The organism is Psychrobacter coccoides (assembly GCF_017498085.1).
GTDB lineage: Bacteria > Pseudomonadota > Gammaproteobacteria > Pseudomonadales > Moraxellaceae > Psychrobacter > Psychrobacter coccoides.
Genome location: NZ_JAGBKM010000007.1, coordinates 1 through 24765, shown reverse-complemented (window position 1 = coordinate 24765; position 24765 = coordinate 1). Strand labels below are relative to the sequence as shown.

At 40.4% G+C, this 24765-nt stretch carries 23 protein-coding genes, 2 pseudogenes and 1 other annotated feature; of the genes and pseudogenes, 13 read left to right on the top strand and 12 right to left on the bottom strand.

Translation table 11 applies throughout. The features are described from left to right. Positions 1-30: 30 nt before the first annotated feature. The gene (locus J3492_RS05370; RefSeq protein WP_243453122.1) at positions 31-291 is read left to right on the top strand and encodes a helix-turn-helix transcriptional regulator; all 261 of its coding nucleotides are present in this window, start codon (positions 31-33) and stop codon (positions 289-291) included. A gap of 188 nt (positions 292-479) precedes the next feature. On the opposite strand, the gene J3492_RS05365 is transcribed toward J3492_RS05370, so the two are convergent. Next, complete coding sequence (locus J3492_RS05365; protein ID WP_207990667.1) at positions 480-1013, bottom strand: hypothetical protein; 534 nt, start codon at positions 1011-1013, stop codon at positions 480-482. A 311-nt stretch (positions 1014-1324) separates the two neighbouring features. Here J3492_RS05365 and J3492_RS05360 point away from each other — a divergent pair. Then, a protein-coding gene (locus tag J3492_RS05360) for an IS3 family transposase (protein ID WP_207990666.1) occupies positions 1325-2544 on the top strand; the annotation gives its coding sequence in 2 pieces (ribosomal slippage) (positions 1325-1610 and positions 1610-2544; 1221 coding nt in all). Then, positions 1600-1716, top strand: a sequence feature (AL1L pseudoknot). Its footprint overlaps the gene before it by 117 nt. A 159-nt stretch (positions 2545-2703) precedes the next feature. Here J3492_RS05360 and merA read toward each other — a convergent pair. From merA to merR, 5 genes and pseudogenes are all read right to left on the bottom strand, one after another. Continuing rightward, a pseudogene (merA, locus tag J3492_RS05355) lies at positions 2704-4095 on the bottom strand (mercury(II) reductase); the annotation flags it as partial. Between the two features lie 68 nt (positions 4096-4163). Beyond that, entirely contained in the window at positions 4164-4583 is a 420-nt protein-coding gene (gene merC, locus J3492_RS05350) for an organomercurial transporter MerC (RefSeq protein ID WP_008467331.1), read from the bottom strand. Continuing rightward, positions 4583-4867 carry a mercury resistance system periplasmic binding protein MerP gene (merP, locus tag J3492_RS05345; RefSeq protein WP_008110847.1) on the bottom strand — a complete coding sequence of 95 codons (285 nt, stop codon included), beginning with the start codon at positions 4865-4867 and terminating at the stop codon, positions 4583-4585. The genes merC and merP overlap by 1 nt, the downstream gene beginning before the upstream one ends. A 46-nt stretch (positions 4868-4913) precedes the next feature. Continuing rightward, positions 4914-5261, bottom strand: coding sequence for a mercuric transporter MerT family protein (locus tag J3492_RS05340; protein WP_016899520.1), 348 nt, complete (start codon positions 5259-5261; stop codon positions 4914-4916). Between the two features lie 187 nt (positions 5262-5448). Next, a complete protein-coding gene (gene merR / locus J3492_RS05335) occupies positions 5449-5841 on the bottom strand; it encodes an Hg(II)-responsive transcriptional regulator (RefSeq protein ID WP_286130766.1) in 393 nt (130 codons plus the stop codon). 328 nt (positions 5842-6169) lie between these two features. Between merR and J3492_RS05330 the strand changes: the two genes are divergently transcribed. Continuing rightward, positions 6170-6802 (top strand): recombinase family protein, encoded by a 633-nt coding sequence (locus J3492_RS05330; RefSeq protein WP_207990664.1) that lies wholly within the window; start codon positions 6170-6172, stop codon positions 6800-6802. Positions 6803-6830: 28 nt separating this feature from the next. Here the strand turns inward: J3492_RS05330 and J3492_RS05325 are convergent, their stop codons facing one another. Next, on the bottom strand, positions 6831-7106 hold the full coding sequence (locus tag J3492_RS05325) for a hypothetical protein (RefSeq protein ID WP_207990662.1): 276 nt from the start codon (positions 7104-7106) through the stop codon (positions 6831-6833). 64 nt (positions 7107-7170) lie between these two features. After that, positions 7171-7770, bottom strand: coding sequence for a hypothetical protein (locus J3492_RS05320; protein ID WP_207990660.1), 600 nt, complete (start codon positions 7768-7770; stop codon positions 7171-7173). Between the two features lie 406 nt (positions 7771-8176). Between J3492_RS05320 and J3492_RS05315 the strand changes: the two genes are divergently transcribed. Both J3492_RS05315 and J3492_RS05310 read left to right on the top strand, forming a co-directional pair. Further along, positions 8177-8599, top strand: a complete 423-nt coding sequence (locus tag J3492_RS05315; RefSeq protein ID WP_207990658.1) for a hypothetical protein — start codon at positions 8177-8179, stop codon at positions 8597-8599. A gap of 32 nt (positions 8600-8631) precedes the next feature. Next, on the top strand, positions 8632-9615 hold the full coding sequence (locus J3492_RS05310; protein WP_198335622.1) for a WG repeat-containing protein: 984 nt from the start codon (positions 8632-8634) through the stop codon (positions 9613-9615). Between the two features lie 31 nt (positions 9616-9646). Here J3492_RS05310 and J3492_RS13495 read toward each other — a convergent pair. The 3 genes and pseudogenes from J3492_RS13495 to J3492_RS05300 all read right to left on the bottom strand — a co-directional run. Further along, positions 9647-9907 (bottom strand): annotated as a pseudogene (locus J3492_RS13495) (transposase); the annotation flags it as partial. Continuing rightward, positions 9882-10166, bottom strand: coding sequence for a transposase (locus J3492_RS13490; RefSeq protein WP_424108386.1), 285 nt, complete (start codon positions 10164-10166; stop codon positions 9882-9884). The pseudogene J3492_RS13495 and the gene J3492_RS13490, both read right to left, overlap by 26 nt. A 130-nt stretch (positions 10167-10296) precedes the next feature. Beyond that, entirely contained in the window at positions 10297-10464 is a 168-nt protein-coding gene (locus J3492_RS05300; RefSeq protein ID WP_207990656.1) for a hypothetical protein, read from the bottom strand. 161 nt (positions 10465-10625) lie between these two features. Between J3492_RS05300 and J3492_RS05295 the strand changes: the two genes are divergently transcribed. The 8 genes from J3492_RS05295 to J3492_RS05260 all read left to right on the top strand — a co-directional run bounded on the left by J3492_RS05295 (position 10626) and on the right by J3492_RS05260 (position 23934). Then, on the top strand, positions 10626-13070 hold the full coding sequence (locus tag J3492_RS05295) for a type I restriction-modification system subunit M (RefSeq protein WP_207990654.1): 2445 nt from the start codon (positions 10626-10628) through the stop codon (positions 13068-13070). A 225-nt stretch (positions 13071-13295) separates the two neighbouring features. Then, positions 13296-14756, top strand: a complete 1461-nt coding sequence (locus J3492_RS05290) for an ATP-binding protein (protein WP_207990652.1) — start codon at positions 13296-13298, stop codon at positions 14754-14756. 5 nt (positions 14757-14761) lie between these two features. Further along, positions 14762-16111 (top strand): restriction endonuclease subunit S, encoded by a 1350-nt coding sequence (locus J3492_RS05285; protein WP_207990650.1) that lies wholly within the window; start codon positions 14762-14764, stop codon positions 16109-16111. 37 nt (positions 16112-16148) lie between these two features. Continuing rightward, the gene (locus J3492_RS05280) at positions 16149-17789 is read left to right on the top strand and encodes an RNA-binding domain-containing protein (protein ID WP_207990648.1); all 1641 of its coding nucleotides are present in this window, start codon (positions 16149-16151) and stop codon (positions 17787-17789) included. 196 nt (positions 17790-17985) lie between these two features. Further along, on the top strand, positions 17986-21027 hold the full coding sequence (locus J3492_RS05275; protein WP_207990646.1) for a type I restriction endonuclease subunit R: 3042 nt from the start codon (positions 17986-17988) through the stop codon (positions 21025-21027). 133 nt (positions 21028-21160) lie between these two features. Then, positions 21161-21622: a DUF805 domain-containing protein gene (locus tag J3492_RS13485; protein ID WP_207990644.1), complete on the top strand. Its 462-nt coding sequence runs from the start codon at positions 21161-21163 to the stop codon at positions 21620-21622. 739 nt (positions 21623-22361) lie between these two features. Then, positions 22362-23045 carry a DUF421 domain-containing protein gene (locus tag J3492_RS05265; protein WP_207990641.1) on the top strand — a complete coding sequence of 228 codons (684 nt, stop codon included), beginning with the start codon at positions 22362-22364 and terminating at the stop codon, positions 23043-23045. Between the two features lie 277 nt (positions 23046-23322). Beyond that, positions 23323-23934: a hypothetical protein gene (locus tag J3492_RS05260; RefSeq protein WP_207990639.1), complete on the top strand. Its 612-nt coding sequence runs from the start codon at positions 23323-23325 to the stop codon at positions 23932-23934. A 294-nt stretch (positions 23935-24228) separates the two neighbouring features. Here J3492_RS05260 and J3492_RS05255 read toward each other — a convergent pair. After that, positions 24229-24765, bottom strand: a 537-nt coding sequence (locus tag J3492_RS05255) for an RNA-guided endonuclease InsQ/TnpB family protein (RefSeq protein ID WP_207990637.1), incomplete at its 5' end; no start/stop codon positions are given.

The window sequence follows — 24765 nt, the reverse complement described above, 5'->3', positions numbered from 1 at the left end:
ATGCTCTCGTTCACTTACAAGGAGATAATCATGGAAAATTTAAACGCAAATACTCAGCAAAATGTATCAGCATCAAGCATGCCACAAATACCTCGTATGCTACCCTTAAAGCAAGTTATGCACTATACAGGGCTTAGTAGTACAACTATTTACGATATGCTTGATAAAAGATCAAATCGTTACGATCCAACTTTCCCTATTCAAGTAAAGCTATCAAAGGGGCGCGTAGCATGGGTTGAAAGCGAAGTCGCTCAGTGGATTGAAGATAAGATAGCTGCTCGGTTTCATTGAGCACTATCTAAAAATAAGCCGCTTAATGCGGCTTATTTTTTTTGTCTAGAGACCATCCCAGATTCTGTGTAACTGACGTTTAGATTAAATACTTACACAAAATTTAGGAAGGTCTCTATATATATGCTACATAAAAAAAAGGGGGCTCTCAAATTAGCCTCCCTTTTTATTTTTGTTCAGACTTTACTCTAAAAAAGAGTAGAAAAAGATGGGTCTGTTACAGTCTTTTTGATTAAGTCTTGTACTGCTGGAGTTAATGCATCTGCAGTAGCATTACATGCTGTAATCGCATCGAAGCCGCTCTTAAACTCGTACTTATTATGCACATCAATTGAGTTGCCATTTGAGGAAGTTAGCTTGACAGAAATATCCCAGTATCCGTTAGTAAGCCCAGCAACTGAAGAAAAAGCGATATTTGTGATGTCACCAGATATTTTTGTACCATGTTCAGAATACACATCAGCCATCTTTAGTTCATCATTGAAGGCTTTAGCTACAAACTCAGGCATGCTTAAGTTATCGGCAGGTTGGATAGGACCCATTAGGCGACAGTTAGAGCTGTAAGCAGCAGATTGTTTAAAATCAGAAAAGGTTAATTGTGCATTTTCATATTTTTTTAAGGCTTGAACGTTATCTACTGAAACAGAATATCTCGGTGGTGTCATTGTTGAACAACCAGTTAAGATCAAAATGCTAGCCAAAGCTAGAGTTCTTTTTATCATGAGTTTTTCCTTTATATGGACAATTACATAGTTGTAATACTTACAGGTTTTTTTAATAGCGTAAAGTTATTAGGGCGTGTCCTCAATTTAACTTACAGTGAATAATAGTACAAGCTAGGTAAAGCATAGATTTAAAATTGCGTGGAAACTTAATAGTAACACAGGCTAACATTATGTCACAAATGTAAAAGTTAGGAGATATTATCCAGTAATCTCAAGTGTTTAAGATTAGTGAGGTTAATCCATTGTTTTAGTAGGGCTTGAACCGCCCCGAGATTGTCGGAGACTCAACATTCTGAGAGAATACGACAATGAAAACACGAAACTATACCCCTGAAATGAAAGAGCGAGCCGTCCGTATGCTAGTTGAAGCTAAAGACGACTACCCATCCACCTGGTCAGCCATCAAAGCCATAGCACCAAAGATAGGTTGCACGCCTGAGACCCTACGATCATGGCATAAAAAGCACATTGATAAAACCATTCCTGCAAAGATTCAAGCTCAAAGCCAAGCCGAGCGCATCAAAGAGCTTGAACGTGAGAACAAAGAATTAAAACAAGCCAATGAGATCATAAGGAAAGCAGCCGCTTTTTTCGCCCAGGCGGAAATAGACCGCAAACCTTAGTGATGGTTCAATTCATCGACGAGAATAAATCTATTTATGGCATTCCAGCTATTTGTAGAGTCTTGCCGATTGCCCCATCCACATACTATCGTACCAAAGACTTAAACGACAATCCGGAGAAGCGTTCACAGCGTAGTCAGCATGACGATTTCTATCTAAATGAAATCAAACGTATTTGGAAGGACAGCAAATGCCGTTATGGTACTCGTAAAGTCTGGCAACAGTTGAAAGCAGAGGGTATACATCCTGCACGCTGCACTGTAGAGCGGTTAATGCGGCAGCATGGCATGCAGGGTGTTTGGCGAGGTAAAGGTAAGATAACGACTAAGTCTCGTGACGATCAAAAGCGTGCTGATGATTTGGTTAATCGTAACTTTAATGCCCATCGCCCTAACCAACTATGGGTTGCTGATTTTACCTATATAAAGACACTGAGTGGCTGGGTATATACCGCCTTTATCATTGATGTGTTTGCTCGCGCTATCGTTGGCTGGAAAGTATCAGATCGTATGAACACTGATATGGTGATGGCAGCACTAAACCAAGCCATTGCAGACAGAAACCATCCTAAAGATGTCATTCATCATAGTGATCGCGGCGTTCAGTACTTATCAATTCGCTATACTGATAAGATGGCTGATTCTGGCGTCATTGCATCTGTTGGCACGACAGGTGATTCATACGATAATGCGTTGGCTGAAACGGCTAACGGACTTTATAAAACGGAGGTGATTGAATATTTAAAACAGCAGTGGCAAGGTGTGAGTGATGTTGAATTAGCAACCCTTGAATGGGTCGATTGGTTTAACAAAACTCGCATTCATAGTACGATTGGCTATGTGTCGCCTTTTGAGTTTGAGAGACGATACTATGATAGTCTTTGTGAGTCAGACAAAGCTGCCTGACTCAAGCAATCCACTCTCCGATATAGTCGGGGCGGTTCAACTTACACAAAATTTAGGAAGGTCTCAGATTTTGAGAAAAAACCGCTAGAAAATTATTTGAAATAACAGCTATTAATGGCACTCCATTAACATTTCTGTAAGTACATTACCGTTAAATGATTACCCTGCGCAGCAAGATAGCTCTTTAACGTCTTTGCTAAAGGTTTGAGCGCATAACTTCAATCCTTCAACCATCGTCAAATACGGAAATAGTTGACCTGCCAATTCTTCGACTGTCATTTTATTATGAATAGCAAGAGCCGCACTTTGAATCAGTTCTCCGCCTTCATGGGCTAAAATTTGTGCGCCTATCAGTTTTCCCGTGGATTCTTCAGCTACCAACTTGATAAAACCATCCGTTTCAAAATTTGCTAAAGCTCTTGGTACGTTTTCCATATCAAGTACACGACTTATCGTATTTATTCCTACCGCTGAAGCTTGTACTTCGGTTAGACCTACCGTAGCAACTTGTGGGTCGGTGAATATAACAGCAGGCATGGTAGATAAGTCGAGTTGCGCATTTCCACCTGTCATATTAATTCCAGCCCTACTTCCGGCAGCAGCAGCAACATAAACAAATTGTGGCATATTGGAGCAATCTCCAGCGGCATAAATGTTAGCTGTTGATGTTTCCATCATACTATTAACAACAATGGCACCACTTTTATCTGTTTCAACACCAACATTTTCTAAACCAAGCTTTCCAGTATTTGCATGGCGACCCGTAGAGATAAGCAATTTTTCAGCGATTAATGTTCCTTCGTTAGTTTCCAATGAAAAACCATTGCTATCATAAGAAACATGACTTGCTTGCGTATTATTAAGTACCCTAATACCTTCTTTTTCAAAGCACTCTGCCAGTTTTTCACCTAATAACGGATCTTCAGCATATAAAAGGGTATGTCTGGCTAGAATTGTCACACGGCTACCTAAACGGGCATAAGCTTGCGCAATTTCCAGAGCAACAACGGAGGAGCCGATGACAACTAGACTACTCGGTAACTCTTCTGCAAATAAGGCTTCTGTTGATGTCCAATAAGGTGTATCAACTAAACCCTTAATTGGCGGAATGCTTGGTGTAGAGCCTGTTGCAATTAAAATGCGATCTGCAACCAGCTCTTCTTCACTACCATCAGACTTGTGAACTAGCAAGGTATTTTGATTTTTAAAACGTGCATAACCTTTAAGTAAAGATAGCGCGGGATTACTCTCTAAAATACGTTGATATTTAGCATCGCGTAGTTCTTCGACGCGAGCGTTTTGCTGATGTGCTAATAAGGAGCGGCTAAGTTGTGGCTGAATATTTTCTAAACCATCAAACGGGTTAGTACGTTGCTGATGCGCTAATTGCGCAGCACGGATCAATATTTTTGAAGGAACACAGCCGACATTTACACAGCAACCTCCGATTACATCGGCTCCTTCAATGATAGTAACTCTTGCTCCGCCTTCTGCTGCTTTAATCGCACTGGCAAAGGCCCCTGAACCACTACCAATAATGGCTACATGTAACTGTTCTGGCTGGATGTCATTTGGCGAGCAACAACTACTCGTTGACATATTTTATTCCTCTTAAAAAGTTAAGCGGTACAAGTTTCATCATCACAGCGTTTATTCGCAGGAGAAACCATGTCCCAAATTGATACAGCAACCATTAGTCCTAGCCCCGTATAAGTAACGTATGAACTCCACCCGTACTGGAACCAAGGGTATAAAGAGAGTAAAACCAAAATGGGGCCAATTGAACCGATAAAACTACGGTGCCATTGACGATGGCTAAACCAGCCTAAGATATTCATTGCCAGCGCTAATACTGCAAACAGTGGTAACAACGTATTGATAAATACCCCTTCCCACTGACTAAGAAATCCCATCCCAATTGCCGCACCAAGACTAGCTATCGCGGGAAAACACATGGCGCATCCCATTGCCGAAACAAGTGCACCTATAGAGCCTGCTTTATCTCCGATACGCGTAACTAGTTCTAAGGGGCTAAATATTACTTATTTTCACTTTTTAAATTTGAAGGGTAGCCAGCGTTGGTAGTCGCTGCAATTAATGCATTGATGTTGGTTTTAGTGTCATCAAAAGAAACAACAGCTAGCTTAGGCTTGTAGGTAACTTTCGCATTTTCAACGCCATCAACATTTTCTAATGACTTTTTAACTGTGATTGGACATGTCGCACAGTTCATCGTTGGCACTTCCAGTGTAACTGTTTTTACTTCAGCAAAAGCACCAAAACTAGAAAGTGAAAGCAGTGCGGTTAATAATAATTTTTTCATAATTAGCTCCAAATTTTAAAATGTTATAAATTTCTTGATCTGTATATTAAGCAAACAAAAGTATCCAATAATTACTGGTCACTAAAATTGTCGCAACTATAGCGCTCAGCCAGAAAATGACTTTTCGTTGTTGCTGTTTCTTAGGAATTGCACAGGCCGTTCCCGGCTCACACTCTTCTACAGGACGGTAAATTTTCCAACCTGAGTAACCAAACAACAACACTACAAATGCGATAAATAATGGCCTATAGGGTTCAAATGCAGTTAAATTACCAATCCATGAGCCACTTACCCCAAGTAATAACAGGAGCAAAGGACCTACACAGCATACGCCTGCGCCTAATGCTGCTATGATGCCTCCTATCATTGGAAGGTTTGATTCTTTTTGATTCATATAGATACCTCATTAGATAATGCAAGTGTATTGCATGTACCTAAGTACGGAGTCAAGGGTGATTTATAAAAAATTTATCTTTGATAATCTGCTACGACAGATACGGGGAATAAGCTAACTTGAATTAAGGCGCAGAAGTAAAATTGGATATGCTGTTTTAGTGGGAAATGGTAGTTAAGTGAATCATTTACTTCGGTTGCAACGAATCAATTATTGGGCAGTGGCTATCGTCATCATTATTTTGGCATTGTCCTAAATGTTCTTCCAAAGCGTGTTCTAACAACAACAAGTCAGCCATCTTTTTTTGTACTGCGATCAGTTTTTTATTAGCTAATTCTTGTACTTTACTACATGGACTATCGTTTAACGCAAGTAACCCTTCAATCTCATTTAGCGTAAAACCTAATTCTTGAGAACGCTTGATAAAATGTATTCTATTTACCGTTTCTTTCGGGTAATGTCTATAGCCCTGCATAGGCTTTGGTGGTTGTTTAATTAAGCCTTTGCGTTCATAAAAGCGAATTGTTTCGACATTTACACTCAGTTCTTTAGCCAACATACTTATGGTTCGTTTAGACACGTTATCAATTACCTTACTGACTTTTTGTTTACTTACTTTATATCTAATTAAAGTGACCATCAATGAATACCAGTTTAAACATCGCTAATTGATTTTGTTTTTTCTTCTATTAAATAAGTAAAGTTACCGTTGTTACAACAATATTAAACCACAACAATGTATGGTTTATCCTTTTTCATTATCAAAGTCCAAATTAGTGTTATTACATGCAGTTCTACATGAGTATACCCCAAGGGAACCACTTATTTCACCCTTCAAACCTATTAACAGACCACTTATAACAGACTGGTATAATGGAACCACTTATAACAGACTATTTTAGGTGTTTATGTTTATTAGAGCGTATCTACGAGCGTCTACCAAAGAACAGGACGCTAAGCGTGCCAAAAGCGAGCTTATAGCATTTGCCGACGATCATGGCCACAAGATTGCGGCATTCTATGTCGAGAATGAATCAGGAGCAACACTGGTACACCCAAAGCTGATGCAGCTGATCGAAGATGCTCATAAGGGCGATGTTATCTTAGTTGAGCAGATTGATCGCTTAGCGCGTTTGAACCAAGCTGATTGGGACACTCTCAAAAGAATGCTATCAGAAAAGAAACTATCTATCGTATCAAAAGAGCTACCCACCTCATCTATGGCGCTTCAACCTGAAAGCAGCACTGAATTTATGAGCAGTGTATTACAGGCCATTAACTCGATGATGCTGGATATGCTTGCAGCCATTGCTCGAAAAGATTATGAGGATCGCCGTAACCGTCAAATGCAAGGTATTGCTCGAGCTAAAGCAAAAGGTAAGTATTCAGGACGTAGAAAAGATACCGAAAAGCGCAAGATTATCGCTAGTCTGCTCAAATCAGGTCATAGCTATTCTGATATTCAAAAAATGGCTAAGTGCTCACGGCATCTGATCGCTGATGTGGCTAAGAAAATACCTAAACTGATCACTACTCATTAATCCACTATAAGTAGATTAATGAGCCTTTTTAGATGGTTCCCTTGGGACATACTGTTTTAAACTGGCTAATAAACTGTTTTAAGGTGAAGCCCTCACTTAATGGACTATTATTATTGACTTGCTCAGGTGTTAAATTATCAATAAAAGGTTGCTCATTTTTTGAAGCGCCTCTACGAACAACCTCGAACCTCATAGGAATTTCACCTGATTTATTAGCACGTCTAAGTGTCAGATTTTTAGACTTAGCCAAACTGAGTAGTTCATTATAGTTATCTCCACGAGTAGTGGTTTTCTTAGTTAACATATTTATCTATAACCTAATTTTATGAGTTTTTAATGAAAGCCACTGTGTGAAATCTATATAACTGTTAATCACGCAAGTACCATTTAAACTCTTTATCTTTTGCATCCCATTCAGAGTTACTACCAAAATACTCTCTTCCATCGTACTTTATATATTTGACTATGGACGTATCCATATACTCATGATAGTAAAGTTCTAGCTTGGTTGGGTCAAAATCACTACTACTAGATATAATCATATTTTCTTCAAACTGTAGCCCTTCAGTAGTTTCCCTAGCCATGAATACAGCAGTACCTGAAGGTAAATCATTTATCATCCTAATAGAGGAGCTAATGCACGTTGTCTTAATTCCGAGCTCTTCTAAGGTATCTAAATCAAGGTCGCATTCCCAATCATCATCTCCATTCTCTAAATCTACACTCAAAATACAATAACTAGTTAATTCTGCGCCTGATATACACCACAAATTATCCACATCATACAGACAACCACCATCAACAAAATCGTGCTCTTTAGGTATTTGTAAGTTACTTGATTCAGGGTCGTCTAAATACTCAGCGTATTCCTGTAAGTAAATATCTTCATCTTCGAAATACTCATAAGTATCCTTTGCTACTGTACCAGCGTAAATAAATGTACCGTAACCTCTTAGTGCAATAATCATTACTATCTCCTCAATTAAATAGTGTATACATACGTTTGTTTTTTACCTTTGATTGAGATTACCAAAATAATTTTCTATTGCATAGTATGTAGATTTTCTTTACGACATTATATGTCGTGTCAGACATAATTTGACTATTTAAGAGACTTTGATAGGTTGTACAGCTCGCTGCATTTTTTTCATATTCACTCATGTTGTACCCATCTGTGCAAAAGACTGAGCTATTCCAGCTGAAAACCTCTTTTTATCTGCTCTTTGAAATTACATTTTATTTGTCAATTTAAGAATTTTTTAGTTAAATCCTACAGATGCGTCATTTAATGTCGCACAGGACTCTCGAGTCATTGCAATAGAAATAGATTTAGACGATAGTAATACCAAACAACTATCTATTAAGGGGTGTTATATGAAAAAAATATGTCTGACATTAATTTTGGCAATCAGCAGTACTTATAGTTTCGCAGGACTGCCTGAGATGATGAATACTTATAATAATCCAAAAACTGCACCGAATGTATCCGAATGTAAAGGTGATATCTATTGCAATGGGTTTATCGCCTTATCTAAACAATGGAGAGATATTCCTGACTCTTATCGTTATGAGGGTACCCATGACATTAAGTACTACGCCAAAAGAGGCTGGACTTATGATGATCAAGGACGAAATAGAGGGCTTTCTATGGGTTTTGGTTGGTCTGCAGATAGATCAAATCGCTTTATAGAAGGTGCAGAGTACTATACTGATAATAGAGGGTATATTCCTGACCACTATGAAGGGGGGTTAGCAGTATTGCTATATATAGAAGATAAAAATGGATGGACAAAATAATAGCCTTAACAATAAAAAACGTAGGAATATCAATGAATAAAAGTTTTTTAAAAACAGTGAGTGCTAGTCTATTAAGTTTGATGTACTGCTCAGTTGCAAATGCAGATTTGCAGCGTTTTTATGAAGAGTCAACAGACAGCTGGGATTGTGGCTACAAAAATAGTTTGGGTGAAGTGGTGGTTCCTACTGGTCTGTTTGAGGCTTGTGGAGAGTTTTCTGATGGTTTAGCTTATGTTGGAAAAATAAAAAAGGGCTACGATGAAGAAGGCAATCTAAGCTATAAAAATCTTCAGGGCTTTATTGATAACAAGGGTCGATTGGTTATTCCTGTTGAGCATGAAGCTAATGATACAGGTATGGATACTGACTATAAGAGCTTTAGTGAAGGGCTAGTGGCTGTTTATCGTAATGGTAAGTATGGATATATGAATAAGCAACGAGAACTTATCATTCCCTATCAGTATCAGTCAGCAGAAGCATTTCAAGACGGGTTGGCAGTCGTAAGCTTGAAAGAGAAATATGGAGCTATTGATCAATCAGGAAAAACTATTGTTCCTTTTAAATTTAACTTTCTTCACTCTTATTCAGATGGATTGGCTCAGTATACTGAAAGTAATCACTGGAATAATGGCAGTCAATATGGTTTTGTTGATACCAATGGCAATATCTCAATTAAAGCAAAATGGGATCGTGCTTGTAATTTTTCAGAGGGTTTAGCAGCCGTTCGAGTGGGTGACTATGAGACTGGTAAATGGGGTGTTATCGATAAATCTGGTAATTTTATCGTGGAACCTAAGTACGATGCGCCTAATATTCAAACTTGGAGCGACGCATACTACGATGATTGCTACTACAAAGAAGGTAAAATAAATATGTATCAATACACTGATGCTAGTAAACCACACGAAAGCAGTATTACAAGATATACGCTTGACAATCAAGGTAATGTCATTAGTGAAACGTTCTATGCTAATTGGGATGCTGTTATCAAAAAATATGAATTCCAAAGTTGGTAAGAGCCCATCCCGAATTCTGTGTAACTGCAATTTAGATTAAATGCTTACTAACGCGCTCATCGAACATAATCATAAAGCGATTAAGAGCAGACGTCCAGTTACGGATGGGCATCGACTACTTTTTAGAAGCCTGCTGAGTTGCTAGATAGACAACCTTAAACGCCGCCTTGTCTGATGGAAATATCTTACGCTTATTCACAGCTGTACGAATCACGCTATTTAATGATTCAATAGCATTGGTCGTATAAATGGCTTTTCTGATGTCTTTAGGATAACCAAAGAACACGGTTAAGCCCTGAGATACGAGTTTGATGCTTACTAACGAGTACAGGCTCAAAGCTGCCACCGCGGTCTCTTGGGGTGGATATCTCAAGATCGCCTGTATCACTGCGGACTGTCTTTTTAGTGTGGCCGTTGCGCTTGTTTGGTTTATCTGCTTTCTCATGCTTGGGGTAGCCGAGATGATCTTCCATCTCAGCCTCTAAGGCAGTATCGATAAAGGATTGCATGAGCTGCTTTTGGAAGTCTTTGATGTCATCAAAGCTTTTCATGCTACCAGCCATTTGCTCAGCTAGTTTCTTGATGTCAGTTTGGTTAGTCATTGCTTATTCTCCTGTTATTGGATTATAAGCAGTTACACAGTTTTTGGGAAAGGCTCTTTGTCTAACACCGACAAGAATTTTATCGCTTTAAATCAACAAATGCTCCAAAAGGCACTTCTCCCTCAAAGTCATTATGGGTTAAACCCTGCTTTGCCATTTGTTCAGTAATATCATCTTCAAGCTGTTGCTCTTCTGGTGTAAGCTCATAATAACCTTCCATATAGTCATCACCGCGAGGATCACCCATCGTACTTTCCTTATAACCTGTAATTGAATAATATTATTACGATTTCAATCGCTAAGGCATACATAGGTATCAACCAAGCAAAAATCAATATTTGCTTTATAACAAGCCAACTCCTTATACTAGACAGTTTGAACATTCCATTATTTAGACCGAGCCATTCCATGAGTCAACCCGCCCACAAGCAATTGCAAACCGTTCATAACAAACTGATCTCTTTTATCTGGTCTATCGCTGATGACTACCTGCGAGACGTTTACGTCCGAGGTAAGTATCGTGACGTTATCTTACCTATGGTGGTGCTGCGCCGCTTGGATAGCTTACTTGAGCCGACCAAAGACAAGGTACTAGAGGAGGTCGCGTTTCAAGCAGAAGCAGGTTTTGAAGAAGTAGACGAAGACGGGCTAAAGGATGCGTCAGGCTACGTGTTTTATAACACCAGCAAATGGACGCTAAAAAGTCTGAGCGAAACGGTCAGTAATACTCCATCCATTTTATTGGCAAACCTTGAAGAGTATCTATACGGCTATAGCGACAACGTCAAAGAGATTATCAGATGCTTTGATTTGTACACTCAATTTGAGCATATGGCTAAAAAAGGAGTTTTATATGGTGTGATCAAACAGTTTGTCTCCCCTTATCGCAACTTTTCACCCCATGAAAAAACCGATCCTGATGGTAACAAAATCCAAGGCTTAACCAACTTAGGCATGGGCTATGTGTTTGAAGAGCTGATCCGCAAATTCAATGAAGAGAACAACGAAGAGGCAGGCGAACACTTTACCCCGCGTGAAGTCATCGAGCTGATGACGCATCTTATCTTTGACCCACTACAAGGTAACTTACCGCCAAGCATCACTGTATATGATCCTGCCTGTGGTAGCGGCGGTATGCTCACTGAGTCACAGAACTTCATCATTGAAAAATACCCAAGCGAAGGCTTTGATCGCAGTATTTATCTCTACGGTAAAGAGATCAACGATGAGACTTATGCCATCTGCAAGTCGGATATGATGATCAAGGGCAATAACCCTGAAAACATCAAGGTCGGCTCCACCCTATCGTCTGATGAGTTTGCAGGTAAGCATTTTGACTATATGTTGTCCAACCCACCATACGGCAAAAGCTGGTCAAATGACAAAAAAGACATCATGGATGGCAAAGAGGTGGCTGATAGCCGCTTTACCGTAAAACTGGCGGACTACTGGGGCAAGGTCAACACCGATCCTGCTACGCCGCGCTCAAGCGATGGTCAGCTGTTATTCTTAATGGAAATGGTCGATAAGATGAAATCGACCGATAGCGGTAGCCAAGGCTCCCGCATTGCTTCGGTACATAACGGCTCCAGTCTATTCACAGGGGATGCAGGATCAGGCGAGAGCAATATTCGCCGCTACATTATCGAAAACGACTATTTAGAAGCCATCATTCAGATGCCTAACAATCTGTTTTATAACACGGGCATTACCACTTATATTTGGCTGTTATCAAATAACAAACCCACATCACGCCAAGGCAAGGTGCAGCTGATCGATGCCAGTCAAATGTATCGTAAGCTACGTAAAAACTTAGGCGATAAAAACTGTGAGTTTAGCCCAGACGATATTCAAGCTATCACTCAAGCTTATCTTGATATGGCAACTATTGAACGTCAGCCCGATGACTTCAACGACAAAGGCGATCCTGTCGGTATTGCAAGCCAAGTATTTGATAACCAAGACTTTGGCTATTATAAGGTCAGTATCGAGCGCCCCGACCGTCGTCATGCGCAAATGCGTGATGATCTCATCGCAAGCTTACGCTTTGATAATCAAATCCATGAGGCAATGAGCCAAGTGTACGATGAGTTTGGTGACGAGCTCTACGATAAAGCTTTCTTTACCAGTCAAAAAGACGTGCTAAAGGAGTGGTCAGAAAAAGAAGCGTTTGGACTGTCTGCCAATCAACGTAAAAAGCTGATTAACTTTAGTACATGGCAAGATCAGCTTGATATATTGAACCACGCTACCGTCATTCGTGATGCCATCAGCGATGACATAAGTACAGAGTACAGCGCCGACACGCTCTATACTGACTTTAATATTTTTACTAACTTGGTCAAAAGCACACTCAAAGCCAATGATATTAAGCTCAAAGCCAGTGAGCTAAAGCAAATCCTCAATGCAGTCAGCTGGTATGATAAGACTGGTGAAAAGGTGATCAAATCTATAAGCACCTTTAAAACTGAAAAGCTGGACGATCTGTTGGCGCACTTAGATTGTAGCGTGGACGACTTACCAGACTTTGGCTATTATCCTGCCACAAGCGTGGGGATTGAAGATGCCAAACCCAATCAGTACGTTACCTATGAATCAAACTCAGATCTGCGCGATTCTGAATCGATACCGCTTGGGGATAGCATTCATGAGTATTATCTAAATGAGGTCAAGCCGCACGTCGATGAGGCATGGATCGACGGTGATAGCGTCAAGATCGGCTATGAGATCAGCTTCAATAAATACTTTTATCAGCACAAGCCGCTACGCTCACTAAACGAGGTTGCAGGCGAGTTGGTTGAGCTAGAACAGCAGGCAGATGGCTTGATTCAAGCCATATTGACTCATCATTGATTTGCTTGACTGTTGCTTGACTGACAGGGTGTTATTTCATTCAATAGGGTTAAGAAAGCCAGTAAACATAAGGGCTTGCGCCTATCTAATTTGCTTGACCGTTGCTTGACTGACAGGGTAGTAAGTCACTAAATATTAGTGGCTAAGCCTATAAATATAAGGGCTTGTGCTTGTCTAATTTGCTTGAGCGCTGCTTGACTGACACCTATTAATAAAGAGAAAGCTATGTTTGAAAAAATTGATAAATTACAATCTTTGACGGTTGAGTTGGCAAAACTACCGAGTGAGACCGAATGGGTAGAGTTTAAGGTAAATAATGAAGATCCTGATATGATAGGGAAAAACATCTCCGCCTTATCCAATACATCAGCGCTTATCGGCAAAAAGCAGTCTTATATGGTTTGGGGGCTTGATGACAAAAGTCATGACGTCGTCGGCACACGCTTTACGCCGAGCCAAACACGAAAGAACAATCAAGAACTAGAAAGTTGGCTACTACAAAAGCTGACACCAAAACTTAATTTTCGATTTTATGAATTTGAGCTTGAAGCCAAGCCCATTGTTATTTTGGAGATCCAATCTGCCTCAACCACCCCTGTGCGTTTTGATGGAGTGGAGTACGTAAGAATAGGCTCTTACACCAAAAAGCTACGCGACTTTCCAGAAAAAGAACGGGAGCTATGGCGCGTTTTTGATAGAACGCCTTTTGAAGAGCAAATTGCGATGCACCAGCAGAGTAAAGAGCAAGTACTGAGTCTGCTCGACTATGCCAGTTACTTCCAATTGCTTGATGCGCCCTTGCCCGAAAACCATGACGCTATTATGGAAGCTCTTGCTGATGACAGTCTTATCAAAAAGACAGATTCTGGACTGTGGGATATTACCAATTTAGGCGCGGTATTATTCGCCCATAAGTTGTCTGATTTTAAATCGTTAGCTCGCAAAGCGTTACGTGTCATCGTTTATCAGGGTAGTAACAAGTTAAAAACAGTTCGTGAAATTACCTCAAATAAAGGCTATGCCATTGGTTATGAAGGAGTCATAGAAAGTCTGAAGCTTATCTTACCCAGCAACGAGATCATCAAAGATACTTTTCGTCGTGAAGCGCCCATGTATCCTGAGTTGGCATTAAGGGAACTGGTTGCCAATGCTTTAATTCATCAAGACTTTAATATTACTGGCACAAGCCCTTTAATCGAAATCTATGAACACCGTATCGAAATCATTAATCCAGGCTCTTCTTTGATTGCCATAGATCGATTGATGGACAAGCCACCACGCAGTCGCAACGAGGGCATCGCCTCATTAATGCGGCGCATTGGTATCTGTGAAGAGCGTGGTTCTGGCATTGATAAAGTCGTCGCTGAGACTGAGTTTTATCAACTGCCCGCCCCTTTGTTTGAGATGTCGGATGAATTTACTAAGATAACCTTGTTTGCCCATCGAGAGTTTAAGGATTTGGATAAAGAAGAACGTATTCGAGCCTGCTATCTGCATGCGTCATTAAAATATATCAGTCATGAAGCGATGAATAACTCTACGCTACGAGAGCGATTTGGGATTGAGGTAAAAAACAGCGCGATGATCAGTCGGGTTATCAAGCAAGCCATCGAAGCTGGCGTGATAAAAATGTATGATCCAACGGCGGGTACTCGGTCTGCCAGATATGTGCCACATTGGAGCTAAGCATAATGACAATAAAGATAACAAATGACTTAACGCAAATAGATTACCCGCGATATGACAGCTATAAAGATAGCGGTGTTGATTGGTTAGGTGAGATTCCTGAGGGATGGCGTACTGAAAAAGGAAAGTGGCTATTTAATAAAATGGATCGACCTATTAGAGAAGATGACGGAATCGTTACCTGCTTTCGTGATGGCGAAGTTACTTTAAGGTCTAACCGTAGAACTGATGGATTTACAAATGCATTAAAAGAACATGGCTACCAAGGTATCCGAAAAGGTGATTTAGTTATTCATCAAATGGATGCTTTCGCAGGTGCAATTGGCGTTTCAGATTCTGAAGGAAAGTCCACACCAGTTTATTCAGTATGCGTTCCTAAAGAACCTGATCAAATATCACCGTATTATTACATGTATTTCATGCGTAGTATGGCTTTACGTGGCTTCATACTTTCTCTTGCTAAGGGGATAAGAGAACGTTCAACGGATTTTAGATATAATGATTTTTCTAAATTAGAACTACCCCTACCACCTTACAATGATCAGGTAAAAATAACTGAATTTATTGAACATAAAACAACCCAAATCGACCAAGCCATCACCCTAAAACAACAGCAGATCGCCAAGCTTGAAGAATATAAGCAGATCGTTATTCAAAATGCAGTGACCAAAGGGCTAAACCCTGATGTGCCGATGAAAGATAGCGGTATTGATAGAGTTGGCTCACTACCCGAACATTGGATCATCAATAAGTTTAGATTTTCTTTCAAGTTCCAAAGAGGGCTAAACATCACTAAAGATGACTTACGCGATAAAGGTGTGCTTTGTTTGAACTACGGTGAAATTCATTCAAAATACGGCTTTGAGTTGCTTCCAGAACATACGCTTAAATATGTTGATTACAAATATACAGAAACAAATCATAAGTCATTGTTAAATAATGGCGATTTTGTATTTGCTGATACCTCTGAGGACATCGCAGGATCAGGCAATTTTAGTTATATTAACGGGATGATGCAGGTTTTTGCAGGCTACCACACACTTATCGCAAAACCTATTATTGATTTTGACTCTAGATTTGTTGCCTACCTATTAGACTCAAGAGCTTTTCGTGGACAGGTGCAACAGAGAGTTAAAGGCGTAAAGGTTTATAGCATCACACAATCTATTCTAAAAAGCACTTATATTTGGCTACCTCCTATAGATGAGCAAGTAAAAATAGTACAAGAGCTGGATTTAAAAATGAAGCTAATCAACGAAACTATTCAAAGCTATAAAACCCAAATCGACCGCCTAAAAGAATATAAAACCATCCTAATCAACCAAGCGGTGACAGGTAAGATAAAGGTCAACTAATCTTATTATCACCAACACAAATAGCCAAGTGACCCTCATGCCCAATGCCATCAACCAATTAGCCGAGCTGCTTGAGACCAACGAAAACGAAGTCGTTGAGTTCAAAGAAGCCAAGACGCAGTATGACTTTAAGAAGTTATGCACATATTTCTCAGCGCTCAGCAACGAAGCCAACCTAAAGGCTAAGGATTGCGCGTGGCTGGTATTTGGCGTCAATGATGATAAACACATCGTCGGCACACAAGCTTATTCTGATGACGCTGCTATAGATAAGCTAAAAAAAGACGTGGCGGATCGCATGACAGGGCGTGTGACGTTTATTGACGTCCATGAAGTCGCCCACCCTAATGGCAGAGTGCTGCTGTTACAGATACCTGCCGCGCCGCAAGGCATGCCCATTGCCTTCGACGGGCATTACTACGGGCGCGATGGCTCATCGCTTGGCGCGTTAAATCTCAATGAGCTTGAGACCATGCGCGCACCATCGCAGGTTGATTGGAGTCGGCACACCATCTTGGACGCCAGCATTGATGATCTCGACCCTGATGCTATTGCCTTTGCACGTCTCAGATTTGCTGACAAGAATCCCAAGCTTAAAGAAGACATGAAAGATTGGGATGATCGTAAGTTCTTGGATAAAGCCAAGCTGACCATCAAAGGACAAATCACCCGCGCCGCTATTTTATTACTAGGCAAGAGCGAATCTGAGTATTTAATTAACCCCGCTTCTGCAAAAGTCACTTGGATACTGAAAGATAAAGACGGCGTTGAGAAGGATTATGAACACTTTAGCTGTCCGCTATTGCTGGCCGTCGATGAAGTATTCGGTAAAGTTCGTAATCTCAAGTATCGCTATATGCAAGGCAATACCTTGTTTCCTGAAGAAGTGGATCAGTATGCCCCCTACCTAATCAGGGAGTCCTTGAACAATGCCATCGCCCACCAAGACTACACGCGCGGCGGTCGCGTGAGCTTAGTGGAGTTTGAGGACGGCAGGCTAGTCATAAAAAATGAAGGTCGATTTATCCCTATCAGTGTTGAAGCGGTGGTCAAAGATGACGCGCCTGAGCATCGTTATCGCAATAAGTTCTTGGTTGATGCGATGGTCAACCTAAACATGATCGACACCATCGGTAGCGGCATCAAAAAGATGTTTATGATTCAGCGCAACAAGTTCTTTCCGTTGCCTGAGTACGACTTGACTAACAACAAGGTTGAGGTGACCATTTACGGTAAAGTGCTAGATCCCGCTTATGCGCAAAAGCTGGCACAATCGCCTGATCTATCGCTTGAGGATATTATCCTACTCGATAAAGTACAAAAGGGTAAGCTTTTAGATGATCATGAGTTTAAGTATCTTAAAAACCGTCAGCTGATTGAAGGTAGAAAACCAAACCTTCATATCGCCAAGCATATAGCAAAACAAACTGACGACATGGCAAGCTACATTAAAAACAAAGGGTTTGATAATCAGTATTATAAAGATATTATCTTGCAATGCCTTGAAGACTTCGGTGAAGTGAAACGGGCAGTATTTGATGAGATACTTTTTGAAAAGCTACCAGACGTGTTATCCGAGCAGCAAAAAAAAGCCAAAGTACGAAACCTACTACAAAGTTTACGCAGAGAGAATAAGATCACAGCACGAGGTAAGACTTGGAAGCTAACAGATAGGTGAAAAGGCTTGGTATTATTTAGACATTCAGGCAGATTTTTAAACATTCAGGCAGATTTTTAAACATTCAGGCAGATTTTTAAACATTTAAGCTTAATTTTAGACATTCAGGTGTGATTTTAGACATTGAGATATAGTTTTAGACATTCGTGATCATGCTCTACCCAATCACATTGATAATAATAAAGAAGGATCTGACATGGCAAACCAACCGTCTACGTTTAGCGAACGTGAGCTTGAAGACCATATTGTGAATAGCATGGTAAGCATGGGTTATATCCAAGGCGCATCCAATGACTTCGATAAACGCTTTGCTATTGATAAGGTTTTGTTTTGGCAGTTTCTGCAAGACACCCAGCAAGATGAGCTGGATAAAATAATCAAGTTTAGCCCAAATGACTGGCAAGATAAGATCTTGCATAGGCTTGATCGTATCATCAAAAAAAACGGTATTCTACATATCTTAAAACACGGCTTATCTGTCGATGATGCCGCCTTTAATTTGCTCTACCCTGCTCCGCTTGCCAGTAGTAGTCAAAAAGTCAAAGACAACTACCAAACCAATCTATTTAGCATTACCCGCCAAGTGCATTATTCAACCAATGAGCCGCGCAAATCTATTGACCTTGTACTGTTTATCAATGGTCTAGCCCTGATCACCTTTGAGCTAAAAAGCACCCATAAGAGCCAAACGGCACGGTTTAACGCCCTCAAGCAATACCAAAACGATCGTGACCCAAAAGAGCCGTTATTTAACTTCGCGCGCTGCGCGGTACACTTTGCTTTAGACAATCAAGAAGTCTATATGACCACACGTCTAGCTGGTGCTAAGACGTTTTTTTTGCCGTTTAATAAAGGCAATAATGGCGGCAGTGGTAACCCGCTTAATCCTGATGGCTTTAAGACCGCTTACTTATGGCAAGAGGTATTGGCGCAGGACAGCTTGGTAAATTTACTCAGCCACTTCATACGCTTAGGCTGTGATGACCCTGACATCAAAAACCCTAAGCTTAATGACAAAACGCTGTACTTCCCTCGCTATCATCAAATGAATGTGGTCAGACGACTTATGACTGACGTGCAAGAAAACGGTGTCGGTAAGCGTTACCTGATCCAGCACTCAGCAGGTTCAGGCAAATCCAACTCAATCACATGGCTTGCCTATCAGCTGATCGAAGCGTACCAAAATCCAAGTCATGATGACCAATACCATACTACACAGATTCAAAAGCCGCTCTATGACTCCGTCATCGTGGTCACCGACCGTAGGCTATTGGACAAACAAATCCGCGATAATATCAACCAGTTTAGCGAAGTCAAAGGCATTATCGCTCATGCCGAGCGATCAGCTGACCTACGTGACGCGCTAGAATCTGGCAAAAAAATCATTATCACTACCATCTTTAAGTTCCCATGGATACTTGATGAGATCAGCGAAATGGCAGATAAAAAGTTTGCTATCTTAATCGATGAAGCTCACAGCTCACAAGGCGGTACAGTCAGCGATGATATGAATAAAGCGCTTGGAGTAAAAGATGACAACGATACTGATCAATCTAACGACGCAGAGGCGCACGAGGACAGCCAAGATAGAATTAATAAGGCCATTGAAGCTAGAAAGATGCAAGGGCATGTCAGCTATTTTGGTTTTACCGCTACACCAAAAGACAGCACGCTTGAAAAATTTGGCATCAAGCAAGCCGATGGCAGCTTTGAGCCGTTTGATTTGTACTCGATGAAGCAAGCCATTCAAGAAGGCTTTATTCTTGATGTGATCAGTAATTACACCACGTTCCAGTCGTATTATCAGATTCAAAAAACCATTACAGAAGATCCTAAGTTTGACACCAACAAAGCGCAAAAGGCGCTAAAAGCGTATGCTGAGCATACTGAGCAAACCATCACTACCAAAGCTGAAATTATGCTTGATCACTTTATTGATAACGTCTATGGCAAAAACCGTCTGAATGGTCATGCCAAGGGCATGATCGTCACGCAAAATATCCCAATGGCGATACGTTACTACAAAGCCCTAAACAAACACCTCAAAGAAAAAGGCAATCCGTTTAAAATCCTCATTGCTTTCTCTGGCAGCAAAAAGGTAGACGGTATTGAATATACTGAATCTGGTATGAATGGCTTTGAAGAGTCTAAAACCAAAGACGCCTTTGATACCGATGAATATCGCTTACTCGTGGTGGCGAATAAATACTTAACTGGATTTGATCAGCCAAAGCTCAGCGCCATGTATGTCGATAAAAAACTGGCAGGCGTACAAGCGGTACAGACGCTCTCACGTCTCAACCGCTCCGCGCCAAAGTATGGCAAAAAGACTGAGGACTTATTTGTACTCGACTTTTATAACACCACCTCAGATATCAAAGCTGCATTTGATCGATACTACACAGCGACTACCTTGTCTGAAGCCACTGACATTAATGTCTTGCATGAGATCAAAGACAATCTAGATAGCAAAGGCGTGTACGAGGCACATGAAGTTATAGAGTATGCCGACCTGTTCTTTGGTAACGAGCCTATGGAAGTGCTGGAGCCAAAGATAGATATTTTTGCCGATCGCTTTAACGATGAGCTCAATCTAGCAGATGAAACTAAGATCGAATTTAAGATGCAAGCCAAACAGTTCGTTAAGCTCTATGGCAGAATCGCAGCAATCATCCCATTTAACATGGTCGATTGGGAGCGCCTATATTGGGTACTAAAACCATTGATCCCGAAGCTAAACGTACAAACTACGGAAGATAAAGCGTTAGATGAGCTATTAGAATCGGTCAACCTCAATACCTACGCGATTGAGCGAACGGCATTAGGGCAAAAAATCACCCTCACCGATGATGAGGGTGAGCTGACACCATCTAACACCAATCCACTAGGCGTTTATGATCCTGAGACTACAGAGGATATATTAGATAAGATAGTAGAAGAGTTTAATGAGCGCTGGTTTGAAAACTGGCATGCAACCCCTGAAGAGCAACGCTTTAAGCTTGTAAACTTGGTTAAGCGTATTCAAGAGCATCAGGACTTTAAATATAAATATAATAATCTCGAAGATGAGCAAGCACGTAAAATGGAATTTTTCAACATCGTTGATCAGCTTGTTATTTCAGATAGACGTAGAGAGGTAGATTTCTACAAAAAATATAAAAGTGATAAGAACTTCCAAATGGCATTTATGCATAGCTTGCGGATGCTGGTTGATCAAGATGTTAGTGAGAGGAAGTAATAATAAGAAATTTTTTACCTGTTTATTACTGTTATGTTGAAATTTGTTATAAGTATAATGTAATATAAGAAAAAATGACTACTAGTGTATTGTTAACTTCTAAGAATACACTATCAAAACAGGTTTTAATCGTATGATCAATATACTTTTTTTTGGTGGCTTCTTGGTTCTTCTTATATTAGGGAAAAAAGATATTGCGATAAAAATCGTCCAGTCTTACTTTAAAACTCTATTCACAAAAGCATTTGACTTTAAAACCAGAACATCGAATGCTTGGTTATACATATTTAGTGTTATAAATATGTTTGTGATAATCAAAACTTCTAGTGTCATTATTACTATGTCTGATGTTGCTTCAGCTTCACCAGTAGAGATAGTAAAACTAATTATATTATCATTCGCTGTAGTGTCTAGCTTTAGTATATTGGCACGACGATTACACGATATAAATAGAACCGCATGGCTCTTAGTACCAGGTATTGTGTTCCCACCATTTCTTATTATATTAGGTTTTATGTTTCTCTTACCTGGTAGTGAGGGTGCAAATAAATACGGCTCAGACCCCAGGAGCAAAGCTTATTGGTACTTGAATTAAGTGTTGTTGAGAAAACTATATAGATTACTTAGATTGCTTATGAGGATAGGTGGGGTCTAAGCCACTATAAATAGCTCAGTTAGTTGGTAATATATGACAAGATCAAAAACTGATTTTTTGGTGATAATATATACTTCAGCTGAGTTTACAACGACACCTTGTATATATATAAATTCTAAGTAATATTTAGTTACGATTAAACCTGAGATAAATCCCGTTATTTACCTTGCATCCAATACTACAAGCCTGTTGGTCTATTTGATGGTCTAATACTTCGCTGCAATATATTAATTACAACTATATCAATAACTTAAAAACGTAGTTAGACTTCCTCCTTCACCGCCAATCTTATAAAACATCACCAAGTCTTAGCGTTTCAAGCTTGCTCCATCCTCTCCTATATACTACTTTAACGCCTTTTATAAAGTTTTTGACTTATGTACTGTATCAGTACCTATGTGGCTTGGCTGCGTTTGATAAAGGGCCACCTCTTCATATTCTAAAATTAAAATAAAGCATTTAAAGTATCCTAGGGCGTGTCCTCATTTTAAGAATGGAGATAAAAATGAGATAAATTGCCGTCAAACAAGGAAAATAGCGCAGATAATATCGGGATATTACCTAGCTATTTAACGCTGTTTGGCAAGATTTAGCCATTTTTAGCCCATTTAGGTATCCTTCGATTGAATTAAGGACACGCCCTAGTAACGATATTAGATTTTTAAAAGGATGAAACCTTATGGATTGGGCGAGCATCTTTATCCATGACACTACCTTAAGCTTTGCTTTTGAGGTAGCCCTGCGTGCTGCGATCATGTTTGTTATGATCATCGTATTTTTGCGTTTCACGGGTAAGCGTGGCGTGCGTCAGCTGTCTATCTTTGAGCTGACTATTATTTTATCGTTAGGCTCTATCGCCGGTGACCCCATGTTCACCGAGGACTTACCGATTATTCAAGCCATCATCATCATGAGTGTGGTCATAGGGCTGTATCGCCTATCTACTTGGTTTATGATGAAGTATCAGCCTTTTGAGTATTTACTAGAAGGTCAACCAGTCTATATCGTCGAAAACGGCTTATTGGTGCTCGAAAAAATCAAACAAGGCAAGATGTCACACGATGAATTTTTTAGTGAAATGCGGCGACAAGGTGTGGAGCATTTGGGTCAAGTGCGGGTAGGCTTACTTGAGACAGATGGAAACTTTAGCTTGCTGTTATACCCTCTTGATGACACTCGTTATGGCATGCCACTATTCCCCAAGCAATACAGTGCGGTTACGCAAGTACAAGCCAACCATTACTATGCCTGTATGTATTGTGGCAATGTCAGCCATCTGGCACAGCCTAATGAGCTGTGTTCTCGCTGCCATAATAAACAAAGACGCTGGACCAAAGCTATCAACAATGAGGTCGTCGTATAAATCCTAGCAGGTAATCAGTGTAGGCATTATGTAGCGCTGTCACAAAGACTTACTAGACGGGCGCATCGTTCACGTATGATGCACTCTTGTTACTTTTATTAATATTTCATTGAGGTTCTTAAGCGCTATTTCTTTTACACTAGTAATATATAGCTCGTACAAGGTCAATGATGACCTCCGAGGCCATGCTTATCAGAATTATGGACTCATATATTAAAGTGAGTGAAACAAAACATATGAGCCAATACAAATCTCTAAAGCAAATAAGGACCACATGATGAAAAACATAATAATGGGCTCAGTAGTTGCGGTATCTAGCTTACTGGCAATAACAGCCTGTGCAAATGTCGATACCGCAACAAGCAACACGCCAAGCCATAATGCTATGCCACAAGGACAAATGCAGCCGCAAAGACACAATATGATGGCCGGTATCAACCTGACTCCCACTCAGCAGGCTCAGATACAAGCAATTAGACAAAACAATCGTGGTACAGGGGTAAAAAATCACGATGCGATCCTACAAGTACTGACACCTGAGCAGCGTCAAAAACTACAGCAAATGCAGGCGCAGCATATGAGTCAAGGTGGTCATATGACAAAACAGGGCCGTAACCAGCACCATATGAATAAAGGCCGTGGCAATCATCATATGAGTCAAGGCAGTGGTGGTCGTATGATGCATCAAAGTCCGTGGAATCAGCTGAATCTAACTGCCGACCAACAGGCTAAAATACAGGCCATTCGACAAAACAATCGTGGTACAGGGGTAAAAAATCACGATGCGATCCTACAAGTACTGACACCTGAGCAACGCCAGAAACTACAGCAAATGCAGTCGCAGCATATGAACCAAGGTGGCCATATGATGAAACAAGGTCAGAACTGAGGTTTATTGTATAGTCCGCTCAAAGTAAAACTGCCATAAGTTCAAACTGAGGCTGCTATATCAACCGTGAACGGCATTTCATTCATTTAAGGCGCATTAATATAAGACTGATGCGCCTTGTTTTTTGAAGAAATCCTATTTGAGGTGCTAGTAGTTAAGGCCTCATTGGCCTTGCTTGAGTACGACAGACAAGCACGTTGATGTTAAGGCTAGCGCTCAGTAGCCTCGATTGTGGGCAACGATTTGATGACTGTTAAAGATTCAATGTCTTGACATGTTGACTTCCTCCCCTCGCTAAACCGAGGGGATTCCTACCGCTAGACGGTCAAGCCCGACCGCAAGGATGTTCTTAGCGGCATTGATATCTCTATCATGCCATGTGCCACACTCAGCACACCTCCATCCTCTTATTCCAAGACCTGCTCTACCTTTTGGACTACTGTCACCTATTTTGTGACAGTGCGAGCAGGTCTGGGTAGTGTAACTCTCACTTACCATCTCAAAATGACAACCTGCATGCTTGCATTTATATTCCAGTTGTCGTTTAAGTTCAAACCATCCTGCATCGTATGTTGATTTAGCCAGTTTGGTTTTTTTATTGGTAAATGAGCGTGATTTAACATCACCGACCACAATCAAGGCATTGCTCTGCACTAGCTTGGTGGTAAATTTATGAATTAAGTCTAATCTTGTGTTTTTAATTTTGGCGTGAATTGCTTTAACACGTTTTTTATTGTTAGCACGTTGAGCGATAGCAAGCTTTTTCGCCCATTTTTGCGTTTGCTTAATAGTTAGCTTGTCACCATTTGAGGTGGTAGCAGACTCTGTTAA